This is a genomic window from Caproicibacter sp. BJN0012 (genome assembly GCF_035986805.1).
Classification (GTDB): domain Bacteria; phylum Bacillota; class Clostridia; order Oscillospirales; family Acutalibacteraceae; genus Caproicibacter.
The window spans coordinates 2,169,301-2,187,982 of record NZ_CP142518.1 but is presented as its reverse complement, the minus strand read 5'-3'; the positions used below and the strand labels follow the sequence as shown (position 1 = coordinate 2,187,982).

The window sequence follows — 18,682 nt, the reverse complement described above, 5'->3', positions numbered from 1 at the left end:
TGCGTTTCCGTATCACGGAAACGCACTTTTTGGCTCCGTGGAGGAAAACGGAAAACCCAAAACTTTGTCCAATAAAGGAGTGCGGGGCAGGTTTACCCGCGGAGGAGTGAAGCGGCATCTTTATGATTTTCATAAAAATACTTCAATAATTCGACAAAAGCCATTGACATTTACTAACCACAATGATAAAATACAGTCGAAAAATAACGTTTTCATAACATGTAAATTAAATCATTATAAATTTGAAAACGTTATTAAAAGGGAGTGTAAGCATTGACATCTTTTGAAAAGTTCAATTTGGCTGGTAAGACCGCCATCGTAACCGGCGCAACGCGGGGCCTGGGTCAAGGCATCGCGGTCGGTCTTGCGGAAGCGGGAGCGGATATTGTCTGTGTCGGCCGCAGCGATGACAGCGAAACCAAAAATAAAGTTCAAAGCCTGGGAAGAAAATATTTGAACCTCAGATTGAACGTCGCCGCCGAAGACGCCCCTGACCAGATTGTGCGGGAAACAGTGGAAAAGTTCGGCAAGATTGATATTCTTGTAAACGCTGCCGGCATAACCCGCCGGGTTATGGCTCTTGATATCAGCAAAAAGGACTGGCAAGACGTGCTGGATGTAAACCTGACCGCTACTTTCTTTATTTGTCAGGGAGTTGCCCGTCAGTTCGTGAAACAGGGCACTGGAGGGAAAATTATCAACATAGGGTCAATGACCTCCTATCAGGGGGGCTTCAAGGTAATACCTTACACGGCCAGCAAAGCGGCCGTCCGCAATATCACGATGCATATGTGCAACGAGTGGGCCCGCTACGGCATTCATATCAACTGCATTGCTCCGGGATATATGGTCACGAATATGACGGCCCCCATGCGCTCGGAGCCTGCAAGGATGGCGGAAACCAACACCCGCATTCCGATGGAACGCTGGGGGAAGCCAGAGGATCTTGCAGGAGCCGCAATTTTTCTGGCTTCCGAAGCCTCGGACTACGTCAACGGCTTTACCATAGCGGTGGACGGAGGTTTTTTGGCAAAATCCTGAAACAGGGAAGCAAACGTTTAGGAGATTTGGTTATATGGAAAAAAAGTTTAGGGTCGGTCTGATCGGGGTCGGGTCCATTGCGCACATCGCGCATCTGCCCATCTTGGCGGCGCGCGACGACGTTGAAATGGTCGGTGCCATTGCGAAGGAGATCGAAGACGTTCAGGAATGCCAAAAAAGTTACGCCATCGAACACGCCGCGCACGATATCGGCGAACTGATTGATCTTGGTTTGGACTGCGCGTTCGTGCTGTCTCCGAAGGATGTCCATGCAGAACAGGTCGTCCGCCTGCTTCAGGAGGGAATCGACGTTTTCTGCGAAAAGCCGATGGGGATGACGCTGAAGGAAGCTGCGGCAATGGCGGACGCCGCTGAAAAAAGCGGGAAAAAGCTGATGATCGGGTTTAACCGGAGATACGCTCCGGTTTATCGGAAGGCAAAGGAAGCGATGGGCCGGTCGGCGCCGGATGTCCTTGTTGCCCAGAAGAACCGCCCTGCCAGCGAATACCGCGCCACCTTGGAAAACGCGGTGCATATGGTGGACATTCTCCGGTACTTCTGCGGTGAGTGCACCCGGGTAGAGGCCTATTCGAAATTCACGGATCCCATGTACGAAACGCTGACGACGGCGCAGCTTCAGTTTGAAAACGGCTCCGTGGCGATGCTTGTAGCGGACCGGGCCTCCGGTCAATGGATGGAGACGCTGGAAATGCACGGCCAAAACAAAAGTATACAGGTCACCTGTCCGGACACCGTAACCATAACGGATCAGGAGCAGTTTCATACGACATCCATGACGCCGTTGGCATACGGCTGGGCGAAGGTGACCGATAAAATGGGATTCACTCAGGAGGACGGCCACTTTTTCGATTGCCTGAAAAACAACAGGCAGCCTCTGACCAACGGGGCCGACGCATATAAGACGCAGGAACTCATGCACCGGATCCTGACGGCTGCAGGTCTTCCCGGGCTGGAATGAGGTGGGAAATTGTTCTTGATCGCCGGGCACACGATGGGGACGCCGGAATATTCGCTTCCTGATGCCATTCGGCTTTTTAAAAAAATCGGGCTTGATGGAGCCGAAATCGTCGTGCAGGATGGGTATCGCTGTGCGATCCCGGAAAAAGCCGCTGCGTCGGAGCTGCAGGAGCTTCGCAGAACTGCGGAGGCAGAGAGCGTAAAAATTATTGCGCTGACACCGTATTATTCCCGATTTAACGATCTGCGGGAGGACATCCGTCAGCGTGAAATCGACGGCGTCCGCCGCGTCATGGAATATGCTGCCTTTTTGGGAGCGAAATATATTCGGATCTACGGCGGAAACTTTTCACAGGAAGAGAAGGACGACGGCGGCAGAAAAAGAGACTGCCTGATCAAAAACATGAGATGTTTGGGGGCTGAAGCGCAGTCCGCCGGAGTTTGTCTTGTCATTGAAAACCACTTTAACACCATGACGGTTTCGGCGGCGGACAGCATCGCGGTCTCGGAAGAGATCGACTGCCCTTCGGTCGGGATTCTATACGACCAGGCAAATCTTTCCTTTACGGGAAATGAGCCGTTTGAAATCGCGCTGCCGGTTCAGTTCGGAAAAATCAGATATGTCCATGTGAAGGACTTTGTGTTTCGGAATGAAGATACAAGATTCTTGTCCTCGAGTGTGTCCCGCCCCGCCGAGTCGGAGCGAAATGTTTTCACACGCATCGTAGGCGAGGGGATTGTGCCCTGGCCGGAGATCCTTCAGCAGTTGAAGAATCTCGGCTACAACGGCTGGCTTTCCCTCGAATACGAAAGAAGGTGGCACCCGGACGATATTCCGGACGCTTCCGTCGGGATGAAAAAATCGGCCGACTTTCTAAGAGCTTGTCTTAGTAAATTAACATAGACAAATTATAAGGAGGATAACTAATGAAAAGGATTTTAGCAGTTTTATTGGCAGCAACCCTGTCCGTCACCACCCTCTGTGCTTGCGGCAGCAAGTCGTCCGCTGGCGAGGGCAGCGCCGCCGCGAGCGGGTCCGGCAGCGCGGCCCTGGATTACCCCAAGCAGAACGTCAATGTGATCGTGCAGTACTCTGCAGGCGGCGGGACGGACCTTTCAGTTCGCGGCGTTTTGTCCGGCGTAAAGGATTTTCCCGTCAATTTATCCGTTTCCAACGTGGCCGGTAACGGCGGCCTGATCGGGCTGACGCAGGTATCCAACTCCAAAGCGGACGGCTATACGCTGGGCGTCGTCAACACAGACTTCGTTATCAACGGTATTTTAGGAAATACCGAGCTGACTCTGGATGATTTCTCCCCTCTGGCCTGTGCGTTAAAGGATCCGTTCGTCCTGATTGTTGGAAAAACGGATAAATATTCCGACCTGAAAGGATTTGTGGAATATGCGAAAAACCATCCCGGAGAGGTGAGCATCGGTGATACCGGAACCGGCGCAGCGCCGACCCTGGCGGTCACGGCCATTCAGAACGCTCTGGGGATTCAGCTCAAAAGCGTCACCTACGACGGAAGCGCGGACTGCGTGACGGCTGTGGTGGGCAATCATATCGACGCGACCATTGCCCAGGCCTGCAACGCGTCGGCTCAGGTCGAAGCCGGCAATGCCAAAATCATCGGGGTCCTTGCGAACGACCGCCTGAAAACCTACCCGGATGCGCCCACATTCAAAGAAACGTTTCCCGATCAGGTCGATTTTGAAATGATGGGTTTCTGCATTATCTCCTGCCCGTCTAAGGTTGACCAGAACATCCAGAAATATCTTTCGGAGCAGCTTCGGACGGCGGTTGACAGCACCAGCTTTTCCGATACTTTGAAAAAGTTGAATATGCAGGACACAAACATGACGGTCGATGAGATGAAGCAGTTCCTGGACGAGCAGAAAAAGCTTTACACCAAGCTTTGCTCGAAGACCAAGAAAAGCTAACAGGAAAAAGAACGGCGATTCGGCTTACCTAAAACGGACTATGACGTCAGGGTGTTTGAACACCGGAGCGGGGTCTGTCTTCGGTGCTCAGATCCCGCCTTTTCCGGCACAAAGGAGTTTTTACCCGTGAAAAAATATAATTACATTCTGTCCGTGATCGTTATTGTTATCGCTTCGGCCGGCCTTTATATTACCACAACGTTTCACACTGTTTCCAGTAATGCCAACGATCCGGGCGGTGCGTTCTGGCCGAGGATGCTGCTGGTGGGCCTGATTTTGTGCGCTCTTGGGCTGATTGTGCAGAGTGCGCTGGCGAAACCGGAATCCGGTTCGCAGGAAGCTCCCCTGATCGATTATAAATCCGCCGGGGTACACTGCGTCCTGATCATTTTCGCTATCATGGTCGCCTATGCGGTCGCGCTCTACTTCTTCGGCTTTATTCCTGCGACGCTCTTTTTTGTCGTGGCTACTATGCTGGCCATGGGCGAGCGGAAAGTGCTGAAGATCGGTCTGACGACCGTTTGCGTTACAGGCTCTATTTATCTGATGTTTGCGACTCTTATGGGAGTCATTCTTCCGCAGGGCATCATTTTCTAAGGAGGTTACGCTTGTGAATTTGGCAATTGCTTCAAGTCTGTCCCTGATCCTCACGCCCTACGGATTGCTTTCCATCCTGGGTGGCGTTCTGTGCGGGATTTTTGTCGGCGTCATGCCGGGACTGTCCTCCGTCATGGGCATGGCGATCATGCTGCCGGTGGCGCTTACCATGAGCGGCGACTACGGCATCCTGATGATGCTCGGCATCTTTTGCGGAGCCATTTACGGCGGTTCGATCACCGCGATTCTGATCAACACGCCCGGCACCGCGAACTCTGCGGCGACCTGCCTCGACGGTCACCCTCTGGCGCTGAAACATCAAGCGGGGCGCGCCATTTCCATTTCCACCACGGCTTCGACTTTCGGCGGGCTCTTCTCCACGTTCATGCTGTTATGGACCTCGCCGGTTCTGTGCAAATTCGCCCTGTCCTTCAGCGCGCAGGAATCCTTTGCGCTGGCTCTGTTTGGAATCAGCATTGTCGCCGGCATCTCCAGCCAGAACATCGTCAAGGGCATCATGGGAGCTTTGATCGGGCTGCTCCTCGCGACGATCGGCGTGGATTCCACGACGGGAGTCTACCGTTTCACGTTCGGCACGGTCTACCTGACGGGCGGCATTTCCAATATTCCGGTTCTGATCGGTCTCTTCGCGTTTTCTCAGGGACTGATCAATATCGAAGAGAATTTTAAAACGAAACGCGTCAAGGTACAGGAAAAGCTCGAGCGGATCCTGCCTTCCGGGAGCGACCTCCGGCGCATTTTCCCGACTTTGATCCGTTCGAGCGTAATCGGCACGATCATCGGGGCCATCCCGGGTACCGGCGGAGACATTGCGGCGTGGGTCGGCTATAACGAGGCAAAGCGCTGGTCAAAGCACCCGGAGGAGTTCGGGCACGGCGCCATTGACGGCGTGGCCGGGCCGGAAGCCGCCAACAACGCCATTTCCGGAGGGGCTCTGATCCCGCTGCTTTCCCTCGGCATTCCGGGGGACGCCTGCACCGCCATCATGCTCGGCTGCCTGATGATGTTGGGGATCACGCCGGGCCCGCTGCTGATGTCTGAGAATCCCGAGAAGGTCTATCTGATTATTCTGGGCATGTTCGCGGCGAACATTTTCATGGCCATCTGCGGTTTTGGCGGAATCAAGATCTTTACCAAGATTTCAAGCGTACCCGAAGTTATTTTGGATCCGCTGATTTTTGTGTTCTGCTTCGTCGGCACATTCGCCGTGAACCACACGATCGGCGACGTTTATCTCATGATCATATGCGGCATTTTAGGCTATTTCCTGATCAAAATGGATTTTTCCGTGCCTCCGATCATTTTGGGCATGATCCTCGGGAATATTCTTGAGAAAAATTTCAGGCGTTCGCTGGTTCTTGCGGGCGGCGACTGGACCACATTTTTCACCCGCCCTATCTCCTGCATCTTCATCGTGCTCTCCGTCCTTTCCGTGTTTTATCCTTTCGTGCTGCCGCTTGTGAAAGAAAGGGCCGCCAGGAAAAAAGCAATCAAAGCCGGGGGCGGAACAAATGAGTGAAATCTGTAAATTCTGCGGCGGTGACGAACTGCGTCCGGATTTGATTCGGATCGCCGCCATGCCGGGCGGAACGCTGTATTTTCACAAGGACCAGACGCATCCCGGCAGACTGCTTTTTGCCGCCGAGCGCCATGTCAAAAGGGCGACCGATCTGCCGCCCGAGGAATTCGGCGCGATTATGCGGAGCGTCCATCGGGCCGCCTGTGTTCTGAACGGGATTTATGCGCCGGACAAGATCAATTATCTGATTCTCGGCGATCTCGGCACACACCTGCACGTCCACATCGTTCCAAAATACAAGGACGGAAAAGATTGGGGAAAAATGTTTCTGACGGACGAGCCGAGGCCGGTCTTTCTGAAACAAAGTGAATATCAGGAAAAAGTTGAAAAAATCAGAAATGGTTTAAATCGGAACGATGCTTAGAAAGGAGCGAAGAAATGGGGAAAGTTTTGATTACCGCTTCGCATTTCCAAAGCCTGTGCGCGGATGCCCTGAACCTTTTAAAAGAGAACGGCCATGAGGTGATTCTAGGCGACAGCGATATCCCGTATTTTTCTTTTGAACAATTAAAACAGTGGGCGCCCGTGATCGACGCGGCCATTATCGGCATGGATCTCTGGGATGAAAAGGTGTTCGGCATCGCGCCGAAACTGAAGGTGCTGGCCCGCTTCGGCGTTGGGACAGACAACATCGACCTTCAGGCCGCGAAAAAGCATGGCGTTAAGGTGGTGAATGCGCGGGGGATGAATTCCAACGCCGTTGCGGAGCTGGCCGCCGCGCTGATCCTGAACGCCCTGCGGAATATTCCTGATCTGAACCGCAGACTGAGCGGGGGAGAATGGGCGCGCAGGGTCGGTCATGAGCTGAAAGGAAAGACCGTCGGACTTCTCGGCTTTGGCGATATCGGCGGCAAGGTGGCGAAAAAGCTTTCCGGCTTTGAGGCGCGCCTTCTGGCCTATGATCCTCTGCCGGATTTTGCGAAGGCAGAGAAACTCGGCGTCCTCATGACGGATCTGGATACCATCCTTTTGCAGAGCGACATTTTGAGCATACATATGCCGAGCATCCCTTCCACTTATCATATCGTAAACGCTGAACTGATCGCTAAAATGAAAAGGGGAGCCTATCTGGTCAATACCGCGCGGGGAGCCCTGGTGGACACCGAAGCTCTGTGCAGGGCGGTCAAGGAGGGCGTTTTGCGGGGGGCGGCTTTGGATGTTTATGAAAAGGAACCCCTGCCGCCGGATGATCCCGTCCTGCATACGGAGGGGATTTTATGCACCCCGCACACGGGAGCGGAGACCGCCGAGACTTACAAGGCGATCAGCATGATGACCGCGCAGGCCGTGATCGACGTCCTGAACGGCGGAAACCCACAGAATTGGCTGAACCGGTGAAAGGAAGATAAAATAGATGAAAAAGATGTTTGGTGTCATTACGGCTATGACAACCCCGTTCGACGCGAACGACAAAGTCGATGTAAAAGCGCTGGAAGAACAGGTCGAATTCGACATTTCCAAAGGCGTGGACTGCCTTTACCCATGCGGAACCACCGGCGAAATGTTCAACATGACGCCGGAGGAACGGGAACTGGCCGCTGAAACCGTGCTGCGCGCTGCGGCCGGAAGAGCGACCGTCTTTATCCATGTGGGAGCGATGACTCTGAAGGAGACCGTCCGGCTGGCGCGGCATGCCGAAAAAATAGGCGCCGACGGGATCGGAGTCGTGACGCCCGCCTTTTTTGGAGTCAAAGACAAAGCCATGCTGCAGTACTATCAGAAGGTTTCGGCCAGCGTGTCGAAGAACTTTCCCATATATCTTTATTCCATTCCCCAGTGCGCGGCCAACGACCTCAAACCGAGCCTGGTGGCTGAACTGATCGAGACCTGCCCAAATATCGTTGGGATTAAGTACAGTTATTCGGATATGATCCGGCTGAAGGATTACCTGAATCTGAACAACGGAAATTTTTCCGTCCTTTTTGGGGCGGACCGCCTGTTTTTGCCGGCACTTACCATGGGATGCGAGGGCACGGTATCCGGCTGCTCCGGGCCGATGCCGGAACACTTTGTCAACATTTATAAGGCCTATCGGGAAGGCGATATGAAAAAAGCCTTACAGGAGCAAAAGATTGCGAATGAAATCTGTGAAATCATGCAGAGCGGAGCGGATATGGGAATCTTTAAAGCGGTTCTGCAGTTCAGGGGGCTTGCGGGCGGGCACATGCGCGCGCCGCTGATCGATCTGGATGAGGCGGAGAAAAAAGAGCTTTACGCCCGGATCACTCCATATTTAGAAAAATGAAAATTCTTTGCTTTGGCTCGATGAATTTCGATCATATTTACAATGTCAGTGGATTTGTAAGCCCTGGAGAAACCTGTTCTGCGCTGTCGGTGGAAAACCACTGCGGGGGGAAAGGCTTTAACCAGGCGGTCGCGGTGGCCAGGGCCGGGCGCAAAGTCTGCCTGGCCGGGTGCATCGGCACCGACGGAGCTGAATTCCTTGAGAAATGCGCGGAAATCGGAGTGGATTCCACTTATATCCGCACTCTTTCCGTGCCGACGGGCAGCGCCGTCATCCAGATCGACCGGCGGGGCGAAAACTGCATTTTGCTGTTCGGAGGGGCAAATCAAGCGGTATCGCGAAAAATGATCGACGAGACTTTGACCCATTTCGGACCCGGCGACGTCCTGATTGTCCAAAACGAAATCAGCAATCTTTCCTATCTGATCGGGCAGGCGGACCGGGCCGGCCTGCGGATCGCGCTGAATCCGTCTCCGATGAATGAAGGAATCACGGAGAAAATGCTGGAGACAGCCTCCTGGCTGTTTGTCAACGAAGTGGAAGCAAGACAGATCGCCCGCGAGGCGACGGAAAAAGCCTGCCTTGGCCAGCTCCAGAGAATATGCCCCCGTGGGACGGTTGTAATGACCATGGGAAAAAATGGCGTATACTGTGTCCAAAATGGGGAGATCCTCTATCAGGATGCATTTCCGTCCGTAAAACCGGTGGATACAACTGCCGCGGGAGATACTTTTACCGGTTACTTCCTGGCTGCCGCGCTGGAGAACAACGATACCCGGGAAGCGCTGCGCATCGCGGCGGCTGCGTCCGCCCTGTCCATAACAAAAAAAGGGGCTTTCGATTCTATTCCGACAATGGCCGAGGTGGCAGGCACTCGTTTTTGAAATGGATCAAGTGCGGCAAAACCGGAGCAGGCGCGAAAAACGCGTGAGCAATGCGCATGGAAAACAGTTTGGGCGTTCGGTTCAAGTAATAAATTTCTTGATTAACATGCGTCCGAAATGCGCTTTTTTCCAGTGCTTCAACGACAAAAGGGAGAGCTTCCCAAGCGAAGCGATCCCTTTTGTCGTTAATAACGCCGTTTCATCAGTGAGTTATAAAAAATTTTGCTGTGCTTTTTGTGTTGCATGACTCCCCAAATGCGATAAAACAATCCGTTTCATTAATTTTTAGAATAATATTTTCTTATTCAACATAGAAAAGGCCCGCATAAACGCTGAAAACCAGTATCCATGCGGGTTTTGTAGTGGCAGGGGCAGAAGGATTTGAACCCTCGGCACGTGGTTTTGGAGACCACTGCTCTACCAACTGAGCTATACCCCTATTTACATTTTTATATGGCGTGACAATTATTCTATCATTTTTCACAGTGCGTGTCAAGAGCAGAAGAAGATTTCAGTGATGCCGGGTCCCGTTTTAAAAACAGACGGCCTGTGTCCGGGGACAATGTGGTCAAGCGAGTGTTTTATAATTCATTAAATTTTATTTTTTAGGTATACTATTTCGTAATCTCATGACTAAATCCCTCGGCAGCCCGCGAATCTGCCATATTTGACTTGACAGATTCAGGCAATACCTATATAATTATTCTATGTAATATGACTTACAAAACCCCTGCCTTTCGGCGGATGGGAGGGAAGATAAATGGCTGAAATCCGAGTAAAAGAGAATGAGTCTCTGGACAGCGCCCTCAGGCGTTTTAAAAAGCAGTGCGCCAGAGCCGGTGTGATCGCGGAAGTTCGCAAGAGGGAAGCTTATGAAAAGCCCTCTGTCAGGCGGAAGAAAAAATCCGAAGCGGCACGCAAACGCAAGTTTAAATAAGCAGTGCTTGTTGCCGAATGATAGTGAAAAAGCGGGCTTATGCCCGCTTTTTTAAACGGAGTTACAGTATGCGTACAAGGGGGGTGTCTTTTTGTCGATGCTTTTGCCGACCGTTTCCGTTCAGAAAGCGACGGATATCACTCCGGAACTGATCCACGCGATGCACGCAACTGCAATTCTTTTGGATGTGGACAACACGCTTGCCCTTCACGGTTCCCAAACGCCCTTTCCCGGTACGATCGAATGGGCAAAGTACATGCGGGGGGCGGGAATCCGCCTCGTTTTGGTTTCAAACAATTTTAAAAAACGCGTGGAACCCTTTGCGGCCCAATATGGGCTGCCGTTCCTTTCCCTGTCGCTGAAGCCGTTTCCGGCTGCGTACCGCCGCGCCGTAAAACGGCTGAACGTCAAACCGGAGGAGGCCGTAGTGGTGGGCGACCAGATTTTTACGGACGTTTTTGGCGCCAACTGGGCCGGCCTTAAATCGATTCTGCTGGTTCCGGTCGGCACGGAGCAAACTCTTTCTTTTCGTCTGCGCCGCGCTTTGGAGCAGCCCATCAGAAAAAAGATCAGAGAAATAAGCTGTGGAAGTCAATACCTGAAAAAGGAGTGACGCATTTTGGGCCGTAAAAAAATCCTGGTTCTTCTCGGGCCAAATATGAATATGGTCGGCATCCGCGAAAAGGGTGTTTACGGCGACGAGACCGCGGAAAGCGTCAGCCGTCAGATCACGGAGCATGCTCAGAGCGTGGGCTTTGACTGCGACATTTTTCAATCCAACCATGAGGGTGATCTGATTGACCGGATCCATGCGGCGAGGGGGGTGTACGACGGGGTCGTCATCAACGCGGGGGCGCTGACGCATTACAGTTATGCGCTGCGCGACGCGATTGCAAGCGTCAGGATTCCTTTTGTCGAGGTTCATATGAGCAATATTTACTCCAGAGAGGAATTCCGTCACAAAAGCGTCATTTCTGCGGTTTGCGCGGGGCAGATTGCCGGATTTGGAAAAACCAGCTATCTTTTGGCGCTCGATGCGCTTTGTGATCTGATTTAGCGAATTCTTTTCCTTCTTTTTGCGGGCAATTTTGTTAAAATCCGCTTGAAAAAGCGTCTTAAATATTATAAACTATCTTACAGGAAAAAATAAACGGAGGATTAAACCAATGATATCAGCAGGCGATTTCAGGAATGGCGCGACGTTTGAGATGGACGGCAACGTTTATTCCATTATTGAATTTCAGCACGTTAAGCCCGGCAAGGGCGCGGCTTTTGTACGCACCAAGATCCGCAACGTCATTTCCGGAGCGGTGACGGAACGCACCTTCAATCCGAACGATAAATTCCCGACCGCGTTTATTGAACGCAAGGACATGCAGTACCTTTATAACGACGGGGATCTGTACTATTTTATGGACCCGGATTCCTTCGAACAGATTCCGATCAGCGCTTCGGTCCTTGGCGACAACTTTAAATTCGTGAAAGAAAATATGGACTGCAAGATCCTTTCCTATAAAGGGAATGTTTTCGGGGTTGAACCGCCGAATTTTGTGGAGCTGGATATTGTTAAAACGGATCCGGGCTTTAAAGGGGACACTGCGACCAATGCGACCAAACCGGCCACAGTGGAGACCGGCGCCGAAATCAGAGTGCCTCTGTTTATCAACGAAGGCGAAAAAATCCGTATTGACACCAGAACCGGTGAATATATGGAACGTGCTTAACTGATACTATTCTTTAAGAAACCGAACAAATAATAGAAGGGGGCGCTGTTATGAAAAACACAGAACGGGTATCCTACATCAGGGGTTTGGCGGAAGGTCTGGAGCTCGATGAAAACAAAAAGGAAGTCAAAGTTTTGAATGCGATCATTGATCTTCTGGACGACATGACGCTGACCATGACGGAAATGGAAGACAATATGAACGACATGGCGGATCAGCTGGACGCCGTTGATGAGGATCTTGGTTCCCTTGAAGACGATTTTTATGACGACGGGGATGAAGAGGACGGCGTTGAGGACGATGAGGATGCCGATGATGACGAGGAAGACATCGGCGATGCCGAATGCTACTATGAGGTCACCTGTCCGAATTGCCATGAGACGGTTTGCCTGTCGGAAGATCTGGCCCGCGACGGGCAAATAGATTGCCCCAACTGCGGCGAGACGCTGGAATTTGATTTGGATGAGGCGCAGGAGGCCGAGTGCACCTGCGAATCCTGCACCAAGGACGAATAAATTACTACTTCTTTCGCATTTTTTGGCACCGCCATCGGCGGTGCTTTTTTTATCCGGCTTTCTGCGCCGATTTTTATGGCTTCCATTGACTAATTTAGGGTTTTCTTTTATACTATGCAAGGACGGCTGTATCAAATGATACAGTTTGGAGGAAATATGAAAGAGCTGAAAAAAACAAAACAAGACGGGCAAATCCTTTCCGGCATATTTCTGTTCCGCGGAGTCGGTGCGGAGCTGTCCGAATCAGCGTTTGCCTCTCCTTCCTGTACGTGCGCAGAGTTTGAAACGGGAGAACCTGTCTACACGAGAACAGATTTCCGAAAAAGCATCGGCATAGTTTTGTCCGGCAGGCTCAGGGCGGTCAAAGGGGAAGAGGATGGACAGGGGATTGTCCTGAACACCTTTGAAAGGGGCGGTGTTTTCGGGGTGGCGGGAATGTTCGGAGACTCCGGCAGGTATGTTTCGGATATTGTGGCCGCGCGCCGCAGCCGGGTTTTGTTTTTACCTCAGAGTCTGCTCAGGGACCTGATTGATCGGGAGCCGCGCGTCGCGGAAAATTATATCGCCTTTCTTTCCGGCAGGATCCGTTATCTGAATACCTGTATTGACCATTTCACCGGAGGATCGGCCGAAACCAGACTTGCACAGTTCCTGGTCACTTTGGAGGAAGGCAAAAAGAGTTCCGTGAAACTTCCATATTCCCTGACACAGCTTTCCGACACGCTCGGCGTCGGCCGTGCGTCCCTGTACCGGGCCCTGAATGCGCTGACGCAAAAAAGGCTGATCCGGCGCACCGGCCGGCTGGTTGAGATTTTAAATCCGGAGGGTTTAAAAAACGTGGGTTTCTGACAGGAATCCTGAATTGCGAAAGGGGTATTTTTATGAAATTATCGAAACGGATCGCGGCTTTTGCACTTGCGGTCTCGCTGCTGCTGACAGGGGCGGGCTGTTCCGCAAACGGAACCGCATCTTCGGGTTCCGCGTCTTCCTCAGAGGCGGCTTCCTCAGCCGGAAGCAGTATGTCCGCTGCCAAAACGGTGATCCGTATTGCCGGCCTGAAAGGGCCTACGGGCCTGAGCATGGTGAAGCTGATGAGCGACAGCAAGGCTGGAGCCGCGTCCGGGGACGATCGGTTCACCCTGGTTTCTTCCCCGGATGAAATCGTGGCGAAGATCAGCAGCGGAGAAGTCGATGTGGCGGCGGCGCCGACCAATCTTGCGGCGACCCTGTACAATAAGACGAACGGCGGCGTTCGTCTTGCTGCCGTGACGACGCTGGGCGTCCTGTATGTTCTGACCGAGGGAGGGGAAACCGTAGGCAAAATATCGGATCTGAAAGGAAAGACGGTCTACGCCTCCGGTCAGGGAGCCACGCCGGAGTACGCGCTGAACTATATTCTCCGCCAGAACGGGCTGGAACCGGGGAAGGATGTTCAGGTGGAATATAAATCGGAGCATGCGGAGCTGGCTTCCCTGATGATTGCCGGAAAGGCGAAAATCGCCGTGCTGCCGGAGCCTTTCGTCACGCAGGTACTGGCAAAGGACAGCTCCGCGAAAATCGCGTTGGATCTGACGCAGGAGTGGAAGAAAGCGGCGGGGGACAAGAGCGTGCTTACCATGGGCTGCCTCATCGTCAGGAAAAAATTTGCGGAGGAAAACAAGGCGGCGTTCGACGCTTTCCTGGACGATTACAAGGCTTCCGCGGAATATGCGAATTCCAATGTGGAGCAGGCGGCGAAGCTGTCCCAGGATTTCGGGATCATGGACAGTTCCGTCGCGAAGAAAGCCATTCCGAACTGCGCGATCGTCTATCTGGACGGAGCGGAAATGAAGGAAAAAATTCCTGATTTTCTAAAGGTCCTGTATCAGGAGAACCCGAAATCGGTGGGAGGAAAATTGCCGGCAGATGATTTCTATTATCAGAAATAAGAAAAGGTTCCGGCGGGTTGCCGTCGGAGCCTTTTCCGCTTTATTTTGGATCGGCATTTGGCAATGGGCTTATCTGGCGGCAGGCCAGGAAATTCTGGTCGCTTCCCCGGCGGAAGTCCTGTGTCGGCTGCTCGATTTGGTCCGTCAGCGAAATTTTTGGCTGACGGTCCTTCTTTCCGTGTGCCGAATTACGGAAGGCTTTTTTCTTGGAGTGATTTTAGGATGCGGAGCCGCTGTCCTGACGGAGACCAGCTCCGTCGGAAATGCGCTGCTCCGGCCGGTCATCGGCATCATGAAGGCGACTCCGGTTGCCTCTTTCATTATTCTTGCCCTGGTCTGGATGAAAACATCTCAGGTTCCATCCTTTGCATCCGCGCTGATCGTGCTTCCGATCCTGTGGGCGAATGTATCGGAAGGGATAAGGAAGACGGACCGAAGACTTTTACAGATGGCGGAGCTGTATCGTTTCGGAAGAATCGGAACCGTGCGCAGGGTTTATCTGCCGTCCGTCCTGCCGTACTTCACCGCCGCCTGCACCACGGGGATGGGGATGGCCTGGAAGGGCGGGGTCGCAGCGGAGGTCCTTTCCTCGCTTCCCCTGTCTCTTGGCGGCGAGATCTACAATTCAAAGATCTATCTGGAAACAGCGGACCTGTTCTCGTGGACCGCGGTTGTCATCGTTCTCAGCGTATTGCTGGAACAGGCGTTGCTGCGCGTGGTAAAATATGCGGGGAGGCGCTACGGATTTTATTCCGGGGAGGAACGCAATGGGGATTGAAATTCGAAACGCGTTTAAGTCGTATAAGAGCGTTAAAGTCCTGGACGGGCTGTCCCTGTCTTTTCCCGACTCCGGCACCGTCTGTCTGTTCGGGCCTTCCGGCTGCGGCAAATCGACGCTTCTGAATTGCATCGCCGGACTGGAAACACTTGACGCCGGATGGATCTCCGGAGCGGAGAACCTTCGGATTTCGTATCTGTTTCAGGAGGACAGGCTGCTGCCCTGGAGCACCGCGGCACAGAATATAGCCGCCGTCCTGCCCGGACGGAACAGGATGCCGCAGGCGTTGGAATGGCTGCGCCGCGTGGGATTGGACGGCGCACAGGATCAATACCCCTGTCAGCTCAGCGGGGGGATGCGGCGCCGCGTTGCGATTGCCCGGGCTCTTGCGTTCGGCGGCGACCTGTTCCTGCTGGACGAGCCTTTCCAGCGGCTGGATTCGCGCAGCAGAAGGAAAATCGCCGATTTGATTGAGAAAACGACGGCCGGAAAGCTCAAAATACTCGTCACCCATGACCGGGAGGAGGCGGACCGGCTTTCAGAAGTTATTTGCATTTTGAGTGGAATCCCTCTTAAAATTTTGGACAAAATAACGAATAAAGACTGAAAATGGACAAATACTCCATGTCTCACTTCAAAATTTAGAAATTGTTTGTTTATTTCATAGGGAGTTTGTGCTATACTAAACCGGTTAAAAACTTAAGTATTGGAGTAATTCGATGATCAGTAAAAGGGACGGGTTCAAAAAGCTGATCCCGCAAATTATCATTGACGCGATCTGCGTCTTTTTCAGCTATTGGATTTCCTTTGTACTTCGTTTTTTTGACGAGGGAGGAGTTCCGTTTTTCTATATTGATTCTTTCCGTCTGTGCATTCCCTGGATGACTTTGATCTGCCTTGCCGTCTTTGCCCTTTTTCGCTTTTACAGCACAATGTGGCAGTTCGCAAGTCTGGATGAGCTGCTGCAGATTTTTTTTGGGACCACGACGGCATGCCTGATCGTTACGATGATGGGGTACACCGTGTTTCCCCGCATTCTCAGGGATTCTTTCGGCGACCCCATCCAGCGCTTTCCGATCACCGTTTATGTGATGGGATGGGTTTTGACGCTGTTCTTTATCGGCGCTTCACGCTTTGGCTTCCGGCTGGCACACAGGCGGATGAACAAAGTTCTGCGCGGGGATTCCAACCAGTTCAGCAGGGTTATGGTGATCGGGGCGGGGGAGATGGGCTCCATGATTATCAAGGATCTGAAGTCTTCTCCCCAGTCGCAGGGAACTCCCGTCGTTGCGGTGGACGACGACAGAAAGAAGCGCGGGACCCGCATCAACGGCGTGAAGGTCGCCGGCGGCCGGGAGAGCATCCGGAAACTGGTCGACCGTTACCGCGTCGATCAGATCATCCTGGCGATTGCGACCGCGCCGAACAGGGACAAGCAGGAGATTCTGCGCATCTGCGCGGCGACGGGCTGCAAGCTGAAAACCGTTCCGGCTCTGTATGAAATCCTGGAGGGGAACGCGGACCCGCACAAGGTCCGCGATGTGAATATCGTCGACCTTTTGGGCCGCGACGAAATCCGGCTTGATGTCGAGAGCATCAGCGGATATCTGAAAAACCGCACCATCCTCGTCACCGGAGGCGGCGGCTCCATCGGCAGCGAGCTTTGCCGCCAGATTGCACTCTTTCATCCGAAAAAACTGATTGTATTCGATATTTATGAGAATAATGCTTATGATCTTCAAAATGAACTGCACCGCAGGTTTCCAAAGCTGGACATGGACGTGGTGATCGGTTCGGTGCGCGACAGGGCGCGCGTGCGCAGCGTCTTTTCCGCGTATCGGCCGGATGTTGTGTTCCACGCGGCCGCCCATAAACACGTTCCCCTGATGGAGCTGAGCCCGGGCGAAGCGGTGAAAAACAATGTGTTCGGCACGTTGAATGTCGCTCAGACCTGCGATGAATTCCAGGTCAGGCGCATGGTTCTGATTTCCACGGACAAGGCGGTCAATCCGACCAACATCATGGGGGCGACCAAACGGATCTGCGAGCTGATCATGCAGTATTTCAGCCGGCACAGCAAGACGGGGTTTGTCGCCGTGCGGTTCGGCAACGTTCTGGGCAGCAGCGGAAGCGTGATCCCGCTTTTCATGCGCCAGATCGAGGAGGGCGGCCCCGTCACCGTGACGGACCCAGAAATCGTGCGCTTTTTCATGACGATTCCGGAGGCGGCGCGGCTTGTGATTCAGGCCGGGGGCATGGCCAGGGGCGGAGAGATTTTTGTCCTGGACATGGGCCAGCCGGTAAAAATTGACGACCTCGCAAGGAATCTGATCCGCCTTTCCGGCCTGAGGCCGGACGAGGACATCAAAATTCAATACACGGGTCTGCGGCCCGGGGAAAAATTGTATGAGGAACTGTTGCTTGACAGCGAGGGCGGCTGCCAGAAAACTTCCCACGAGCTCATTTATATCGGGAATCCGATTCCATTTGATGAAAATACCTTTTTATCTCAGCTGGAGGAACTTCGGCGGGTGGCCGGAGCCGACAATCTGAAAATGATGGAATTGGTGCATGAGTTGGTTCCCACCTATTCGGGGCACGCCGAAAAGACCGATCTTCTTGCCCAATGACCCGTCTCCCGTTTGCGAAAGGTCTGGACGGAACCCGTGGATTTTGGTACAATAGAAAGAACTGATAGTTGAGGTGAATATATGGCTGAAGAAAAGCGATTCGCGGTTTTGATTGACGCGGACAATGTCTCCGAGAAATATGTTAAATTCATTTTGGATGAAATATCGAACGACGGAGTTGCGACCATTAAGAGGATTTACGGGGATTGGACCAAGCCGACAATGAGTTCCTGGAAAAATGTCCTTCTGGACAATTCCATCACGCCGATCCAGCAGTATGGGTACACCACGGGGAAAAACGCCACCGATTCGGCGATGATCATCGATGCGATGGATCTTTTATACGCCGGCAACATCGAGGGCTTCTGCATCGTGTCGAGCGACAGCGACTTTACCCGCCTTGCTGCCAGATTAAGGGAATCGGGAATGTATGTGGTCGGAATGGGAGAAAAGAAGACCCCAAACGCTTTTATTGCCGCATGCAACAAATTCAAATATCTTGAGATCCTTGCGCAGGCGCCGAATCTGCCGGATGACCAGACTTCGGTGGTGCCGGCGGAAGTCAGCGGAGTGGACCACACGTCGCTGGACGAGGTACGGAATACCATACGGACCATCGTGGACGAAACATCCGACGATGACGGCTGGGCCGCGCTTGGGGATGTGGGCAATATCCTGAACAAGCGTTATCCGGATTTCGACGTGCGCAATTACGGGTTCAAAAAACTGACGCCGTTTATCAACTCTTTAAAAGTGTTTGAGATCCGATGCAGCCGCAGCAAAGACGGCCATGTCCGTCTGATCTTTGTCCGTGAAAAGGGACGGCGCGGAGCAAAGGCATAAAGAAAGACCGGAAGGGGATCTGAAAGATTCTTTTCCGGCCT

21 protein-coding genes and 1 tRNA gene are annotated in these 18,682 nt (G+C 52.8%); 21 read left to right on the top strand and 1 reads right to left on the bottom strand.

Annotated features, from left to right (window positions below; all coding sequences use genetic code 11):
• Positions 1 to 273 precede the first annotated feature (273 nt).
• The 10 genes from kduD (at position 274) to VA597_RS10525 (ending at position 9,286) form a co-directional block, all read left to right on the top strand.
• Positions 274 to 1,041 carry a 2-dehydro-3-deoxy-D-gluconate 5-dehydrogenase KduD gene (gene kduD, locus VA597_RS10570; protein ID WP_128742766.1) on the top strand — a complete coding sequence of 256 codons (768 nt, stop codon included), beginning with the start codon at positions 274 to 276 and terminating at the stop codon, positions 1,039 to 1,041.
• 34 nt (positions 1,042 to 1,075) lie between these two features.
• On the top strand, positions 1,076 to 2,020 hold the full coding sequence (locus tag VA597_RS10565) for a Gfo/Idh/MocA family protein (RefSeq protein ID WP_128742765.1): 945 nt from the start codon (positions 1,076 to 1,078) through the stop codon (positions 2,018 to 2,020).
• Between the two features lie 9 nt (positions 2,021 to 2,029).
• On the top strand, positions 2,030 to 2,923 hold the full coding sequence (locus tag VA597_RS10560; RefSeq protein ID WP_243112490.1) for a sugar phosphate isomerase/epimerase family protein: 894 nt from the start codon (positions 2,030 to 2,032) through the stop codon (positions 2,921 to 2,923).
• 23 nt (positions 2,924 to 2,946) lie between these two features.
• Positions 2,947 to 3,960 (top strand): tripartite tricarboxylate transporter substrate binding protein, encoded by a 1,014-nt coding sequence (locus tag VA597_RS10555; protein WP_128742764.1) that lies wholly within the window; start codon positions 2,947 to 2,949, stop codon positions 3,958 to 3,960.
• Between the two features lie 126 nt (positions 3,961 to 4,086).
• Entirely contained in the window at positions 4,087 to 4,557 is a 471-nt protein-coding gene (locus tag VA597_RS10550) for a tripartite tricarboxylate transporter TctB family protein (protein WP_164919030.1), read from the top strand.
• A gap of 13 nt (positions 4,558 to 4,570) precedes the next feature.
• Complete coding sequence (locus tag VA597_RS10545) at positions 4,571 to 6,097, top strand: tripartite tricarboxylate transporter permease (protein WP_128742762.1); 1,527 nt, start codon at positions 4,571 to 4,573, stop codon at positions 6,095 to 6,097.
• Positions 6,090 to 6,521 (top strand): HIT family protein, encoded by a 432-nt coding sequence (locus VA597_RS10540; RefSeq protein ID WP_128742761.1) that lies wholly within the window; start codon positions 6,090 to 6,092, stop codon positions 6,519 to 6,521. The genes VA597_RS10545 and VA597_RS10540 overlap by 8 nt, the downstream gene beginning before the upstream one ends.
• 14 nt (positions 6,522 to 6,535) lie before the next feature.
• Positions 6,536 to 7,495, top strand: coding sequence for a phosphoglycerate dehydrogenase (locus VA597_RS10535; RefSeq protein WP_326974549.1), 960 nt, complete (start codon positions 6,536 to 6,538; stop codon positions 7,493 to 7,495).
• Between the two features lie 16 nt (positions 7,496 to 7,511).
• Positions 7,512 to 8,402, top strand: coding sequence for a dihydrodipicolinate synthase family protein (locus VA597_RS10530; protein WP_128742759.1), 891 nt, complete (start codon positions 7,512 to 7,514; stop codon positions 8,400 to 8,402).
• Positions 8,399 to 9,286 carry a ribokinase gene (locus VA597_RS10525; protein WP_128742758.1) on the top strand — a complete coding sequence of 296 codons (888 nt, stop codon included), beginning with the start codon at positions 8,399 to 8,401 and terminating at the stop codon, positions 9,284 to 9,286. Before VA597_RS10530 ends, VA597_RS10525 begins: the two co-directional genes overlap by 4 nt.
• Positions 9,287 to 9,649: 363 nt before the next feature.
• On the opposite strand, the gene VA597_RS10520 is transcribed toward VA597_RS10525, so the two are convergent.
• Positions 9,650 to 9,725 (bottom strand) — tRNA-Trp (locus tag VA597_RS10520).
• Between the two features lie 321 nt (positions 9,726 to 10,046).
• On the opposite strand from VA597_RS10520, the gene rpsU reads away from it, so the two are divergent.
• The 11 genes from rpsU (at position 10,047) to VA597_RS10465 (ending at position 18,641) form a co-directional block, all read left to right on the top strand.
• Positions 10,047 to 10,223, top strand: coding sequence for a 30S ribosomal protein S21 (gene rpsU, locus VA597_RS10515; protein WP_128742757.1), 177 nt, complete (start codon positions 10,047 to 10,049; stop codon positions 10,221 to 10,223).
• A 97-nt stretch (positions 10,224 to 10,320) separates the two neighbouring features.
• Positions 10,321 to 10,836 carry a YqeG family HAD IIIA-type phosphatase gene (locus tag VA597_RS10510; protein WP_243112811.1) on the top strand — a complete coding sequence of 172 codons (516 nt, stop codon included), beginning with the start codon at positions 10,321 to 10,323 and terminating at the stop codon, positions 10,834 to 10,836.
• Positions 10,837 to 10,842: 6 nt separating this feature from the next.
• Positions 10,843 to 11,280, top strand: a complete 438-nt coding sequence (gene aroQ / locus VA597_RS10505; protein WP_128742755.1) for a type II 3-dehydroquinate dehydratase — start codon at positions 10,843 to 10,845, stop codon at positions 11,278 to 11,280.
• Between the two features lie 109 nt (positions 11,281 to 11,389).
• The gene (gene efp / locus VA597_RS10500) at positions 11,390 to 11,947 is read left to right on the top strand and encodes an elongation factor P (protein ID WP_128742754.1); all 558 of its coding nucleotides are present in this window, start codon (positions 11,390 to 11,392) and stop codon (positions 11,945 to 11,947) included.
• 50 nt (positions 11,948 to 11,997) lie between these two features.
• Positions 11,998 to 12,462, top strand: a complete 465-nt coding sequence (locus tag VA597_RS10495) for a CD1247 N-terminal domain-containing protein (protein WP_128742753.1) — start codon at positions 11,998 to 12,000, stop codon at positions 12,460 to 12,462.
• Between the two features lie 156 nt (positions 12,463 to 12,618).
• Entirely contained in the window at positions 12,619 to 13,311 is a 693-nt protein-coding gene (locus VA597_RS10490) for a Crp/Fnr family transcriptional regulator (protein ID WP_164919029.1), read from the top strand.
• 32 nt (positions 13,312 to 13,343) lie between these two features.
• Positions 13,344 to 14,390 carry an ABC transporter substrate-binding protein gene (locus VA597_RS10485; protein WP_128742751.1) on the top strand — a complete coding sequence of 349 codons (1,047 nt, stop codon included), beginning with the start codon at positions 13,344 to 13,346 and terminating at the stop codon, positions 14,388 to 14,390.
• A complete protein-coding gene (locus VA597_RS10480; RefSeq protein ID WP_128742750.1) occupies positions 14,368 to 15,168 on the top strand; it encodes an ABC transporter permease in 801 nt (266 codons plus the stop codon). The genes VA597_RS10485 and VA597_RS10480 overlap by 23 nt, the downstream gene beginning before the upstream one ends.
• Entirely contained in the window at positions 15,158 to 15,775 is a 618-nt protein-coding gene (locus tag VA597_RS10475) for an ABC transporter ATP-binding protein (RefSeq protein WP_164919028.1), read from the top strand. The genes VA597_RS10480 and VA597_RS10475 overlap by 11 nt, the downstream gene beginning before the upstream one ends.
• A gap of 112 nt (positions 15,776 to 15,887) precedes the next feature.
• Positions 15,888 to 17,798 (top strand): nucleoside-diphosphate sugar epimerase/dehydratase, encoded by a 1,911-nt coding sequence (locus VA597_RS10470; protein ID WP_128742748.1) that lies wholly within the window; start codon positions 15,888 to 15,890, stop codon positions 17,796 to 17,798.
• A gap of 81 nt (positions 17,799 to 17,879) precedes the next feature.
• On the top strand, positions 17,880 to 18,641 hold the full coding sequence (locus VA597_RS10465) for an NYN domain-containing protein (RefSeq protein ID WP_128742747.1): 762 nt from the start codon (positions 17,880 to 17,882) through the stop codon (positions 18,639 to 18,641).
• Positions 18,642 to 18,682 lie beyond the last annotated feature (41 nt).

Coding starts and splice junctions, on each gene's coding strand:
- VA597_RS10525 (WP_128742758.1), top strand. CDS start 8,399: ATGAAAATTCTTTGCTTTGGCTCGATGAATTTCGATCATATTTACAAT.
- VA597_RS10470 (WP_128742748.1), top strand. CDS start 15,888: ATGATCAGTAAAAGGGACGGGTTCAAAAAGCTGATCCCGCAAATTATC.
- efp (WP_128742754.1), top strand. CDS start 11,390: ATGATATCAGCAGGCGATTTCAGGAATGGCGCGACGTTTGAGATGGAC.
- VA597_RS10485 (WP_128742751.1), top strand. CDS start 13,344: ATGAAATTATCGAAACGGATCGCGGCTTTTGCACTTGCGGTCTCGCTG.
- VA597_RS10555 (WP_128742764.1), top strand. CDS start 2,947: ATGAAAAGGATTTTAGCAGTTTTATTGGCAGCAACCCTGTCCGTCACC.
- VA597_RS10530 (WP_128742759.1), top strand. CDS start 7,512: ATGAAAAAGATGTTTGGTGTCATTACGGCTATGACAACCCCGTTCGAC.
- VA597_RS10465 (WP_128742747.1), top strand. CDS start 17,880: ATGGCTGAAGAAAAGCGATTCGCGGTTTTGATTGACGCGGACAATGTC.
- rpsU (WP_128742757.1), top strand. CDS start 10,047: ATGGCTGAAATCCGAGTAAAAGAGAATGAGTCTCTGGACAGCGCCCTC.
- VA597_RS10480 (WP_128742750.1), top strand. CDS start 14,368: ATGATTTCTATTATCAGAAATAAGAAAAGGTTCCGGCGGGTTGCCGTC.
- VA597_RS10490 (WP_164919029.1), top strand. CDS start 12,619: ATGAAAGAGCTGAAAAAAACAAAACAAGACGGGCAAATCCTTTCCGGC.
- VA597_RS10540 (WP_128742761.1), top strand. CDS start 6,090: ATGAGTGAAATCTGTAAATTCTGCGGCGGTGACGAACTGCGTCCGGAT.
- VA597_RS10475 (WP_164919028.1), top strand. CDS start 15,158: ATGGGGATTGAAATTCGAAACGCGTTTAAGTCGTATAAGAGCGTTAAA.
- VA597_RS10535 (WP_326974549.1), top strand. CDS start 6,536: ATGGGGAAAGTTTTGATTACCGCTTCGCATTTCCAAAGCCTGTGCGCG.
- VA597_RS10565 (WP_128742765.1), top strand. CDS start 1,076: ATGGAAAAAAAGTTTAGGGTCGGTCTGATCGGGGTCGGGTCCATTGCG.
- VA597_RS10495 (WP_128742753.1), top strand. CDS start 11,998: ATGAAAAACACAGAACGGGTATCCTACATCAGGGGTTTGGCGGAAGGT.
- VA597_RS10510 (WP_243112811.1), top strand. CDS start 10,321: ATGCTTTTGCCGACCGTTTCCGTTCAGAAAGCGACGGATATCACTCCG.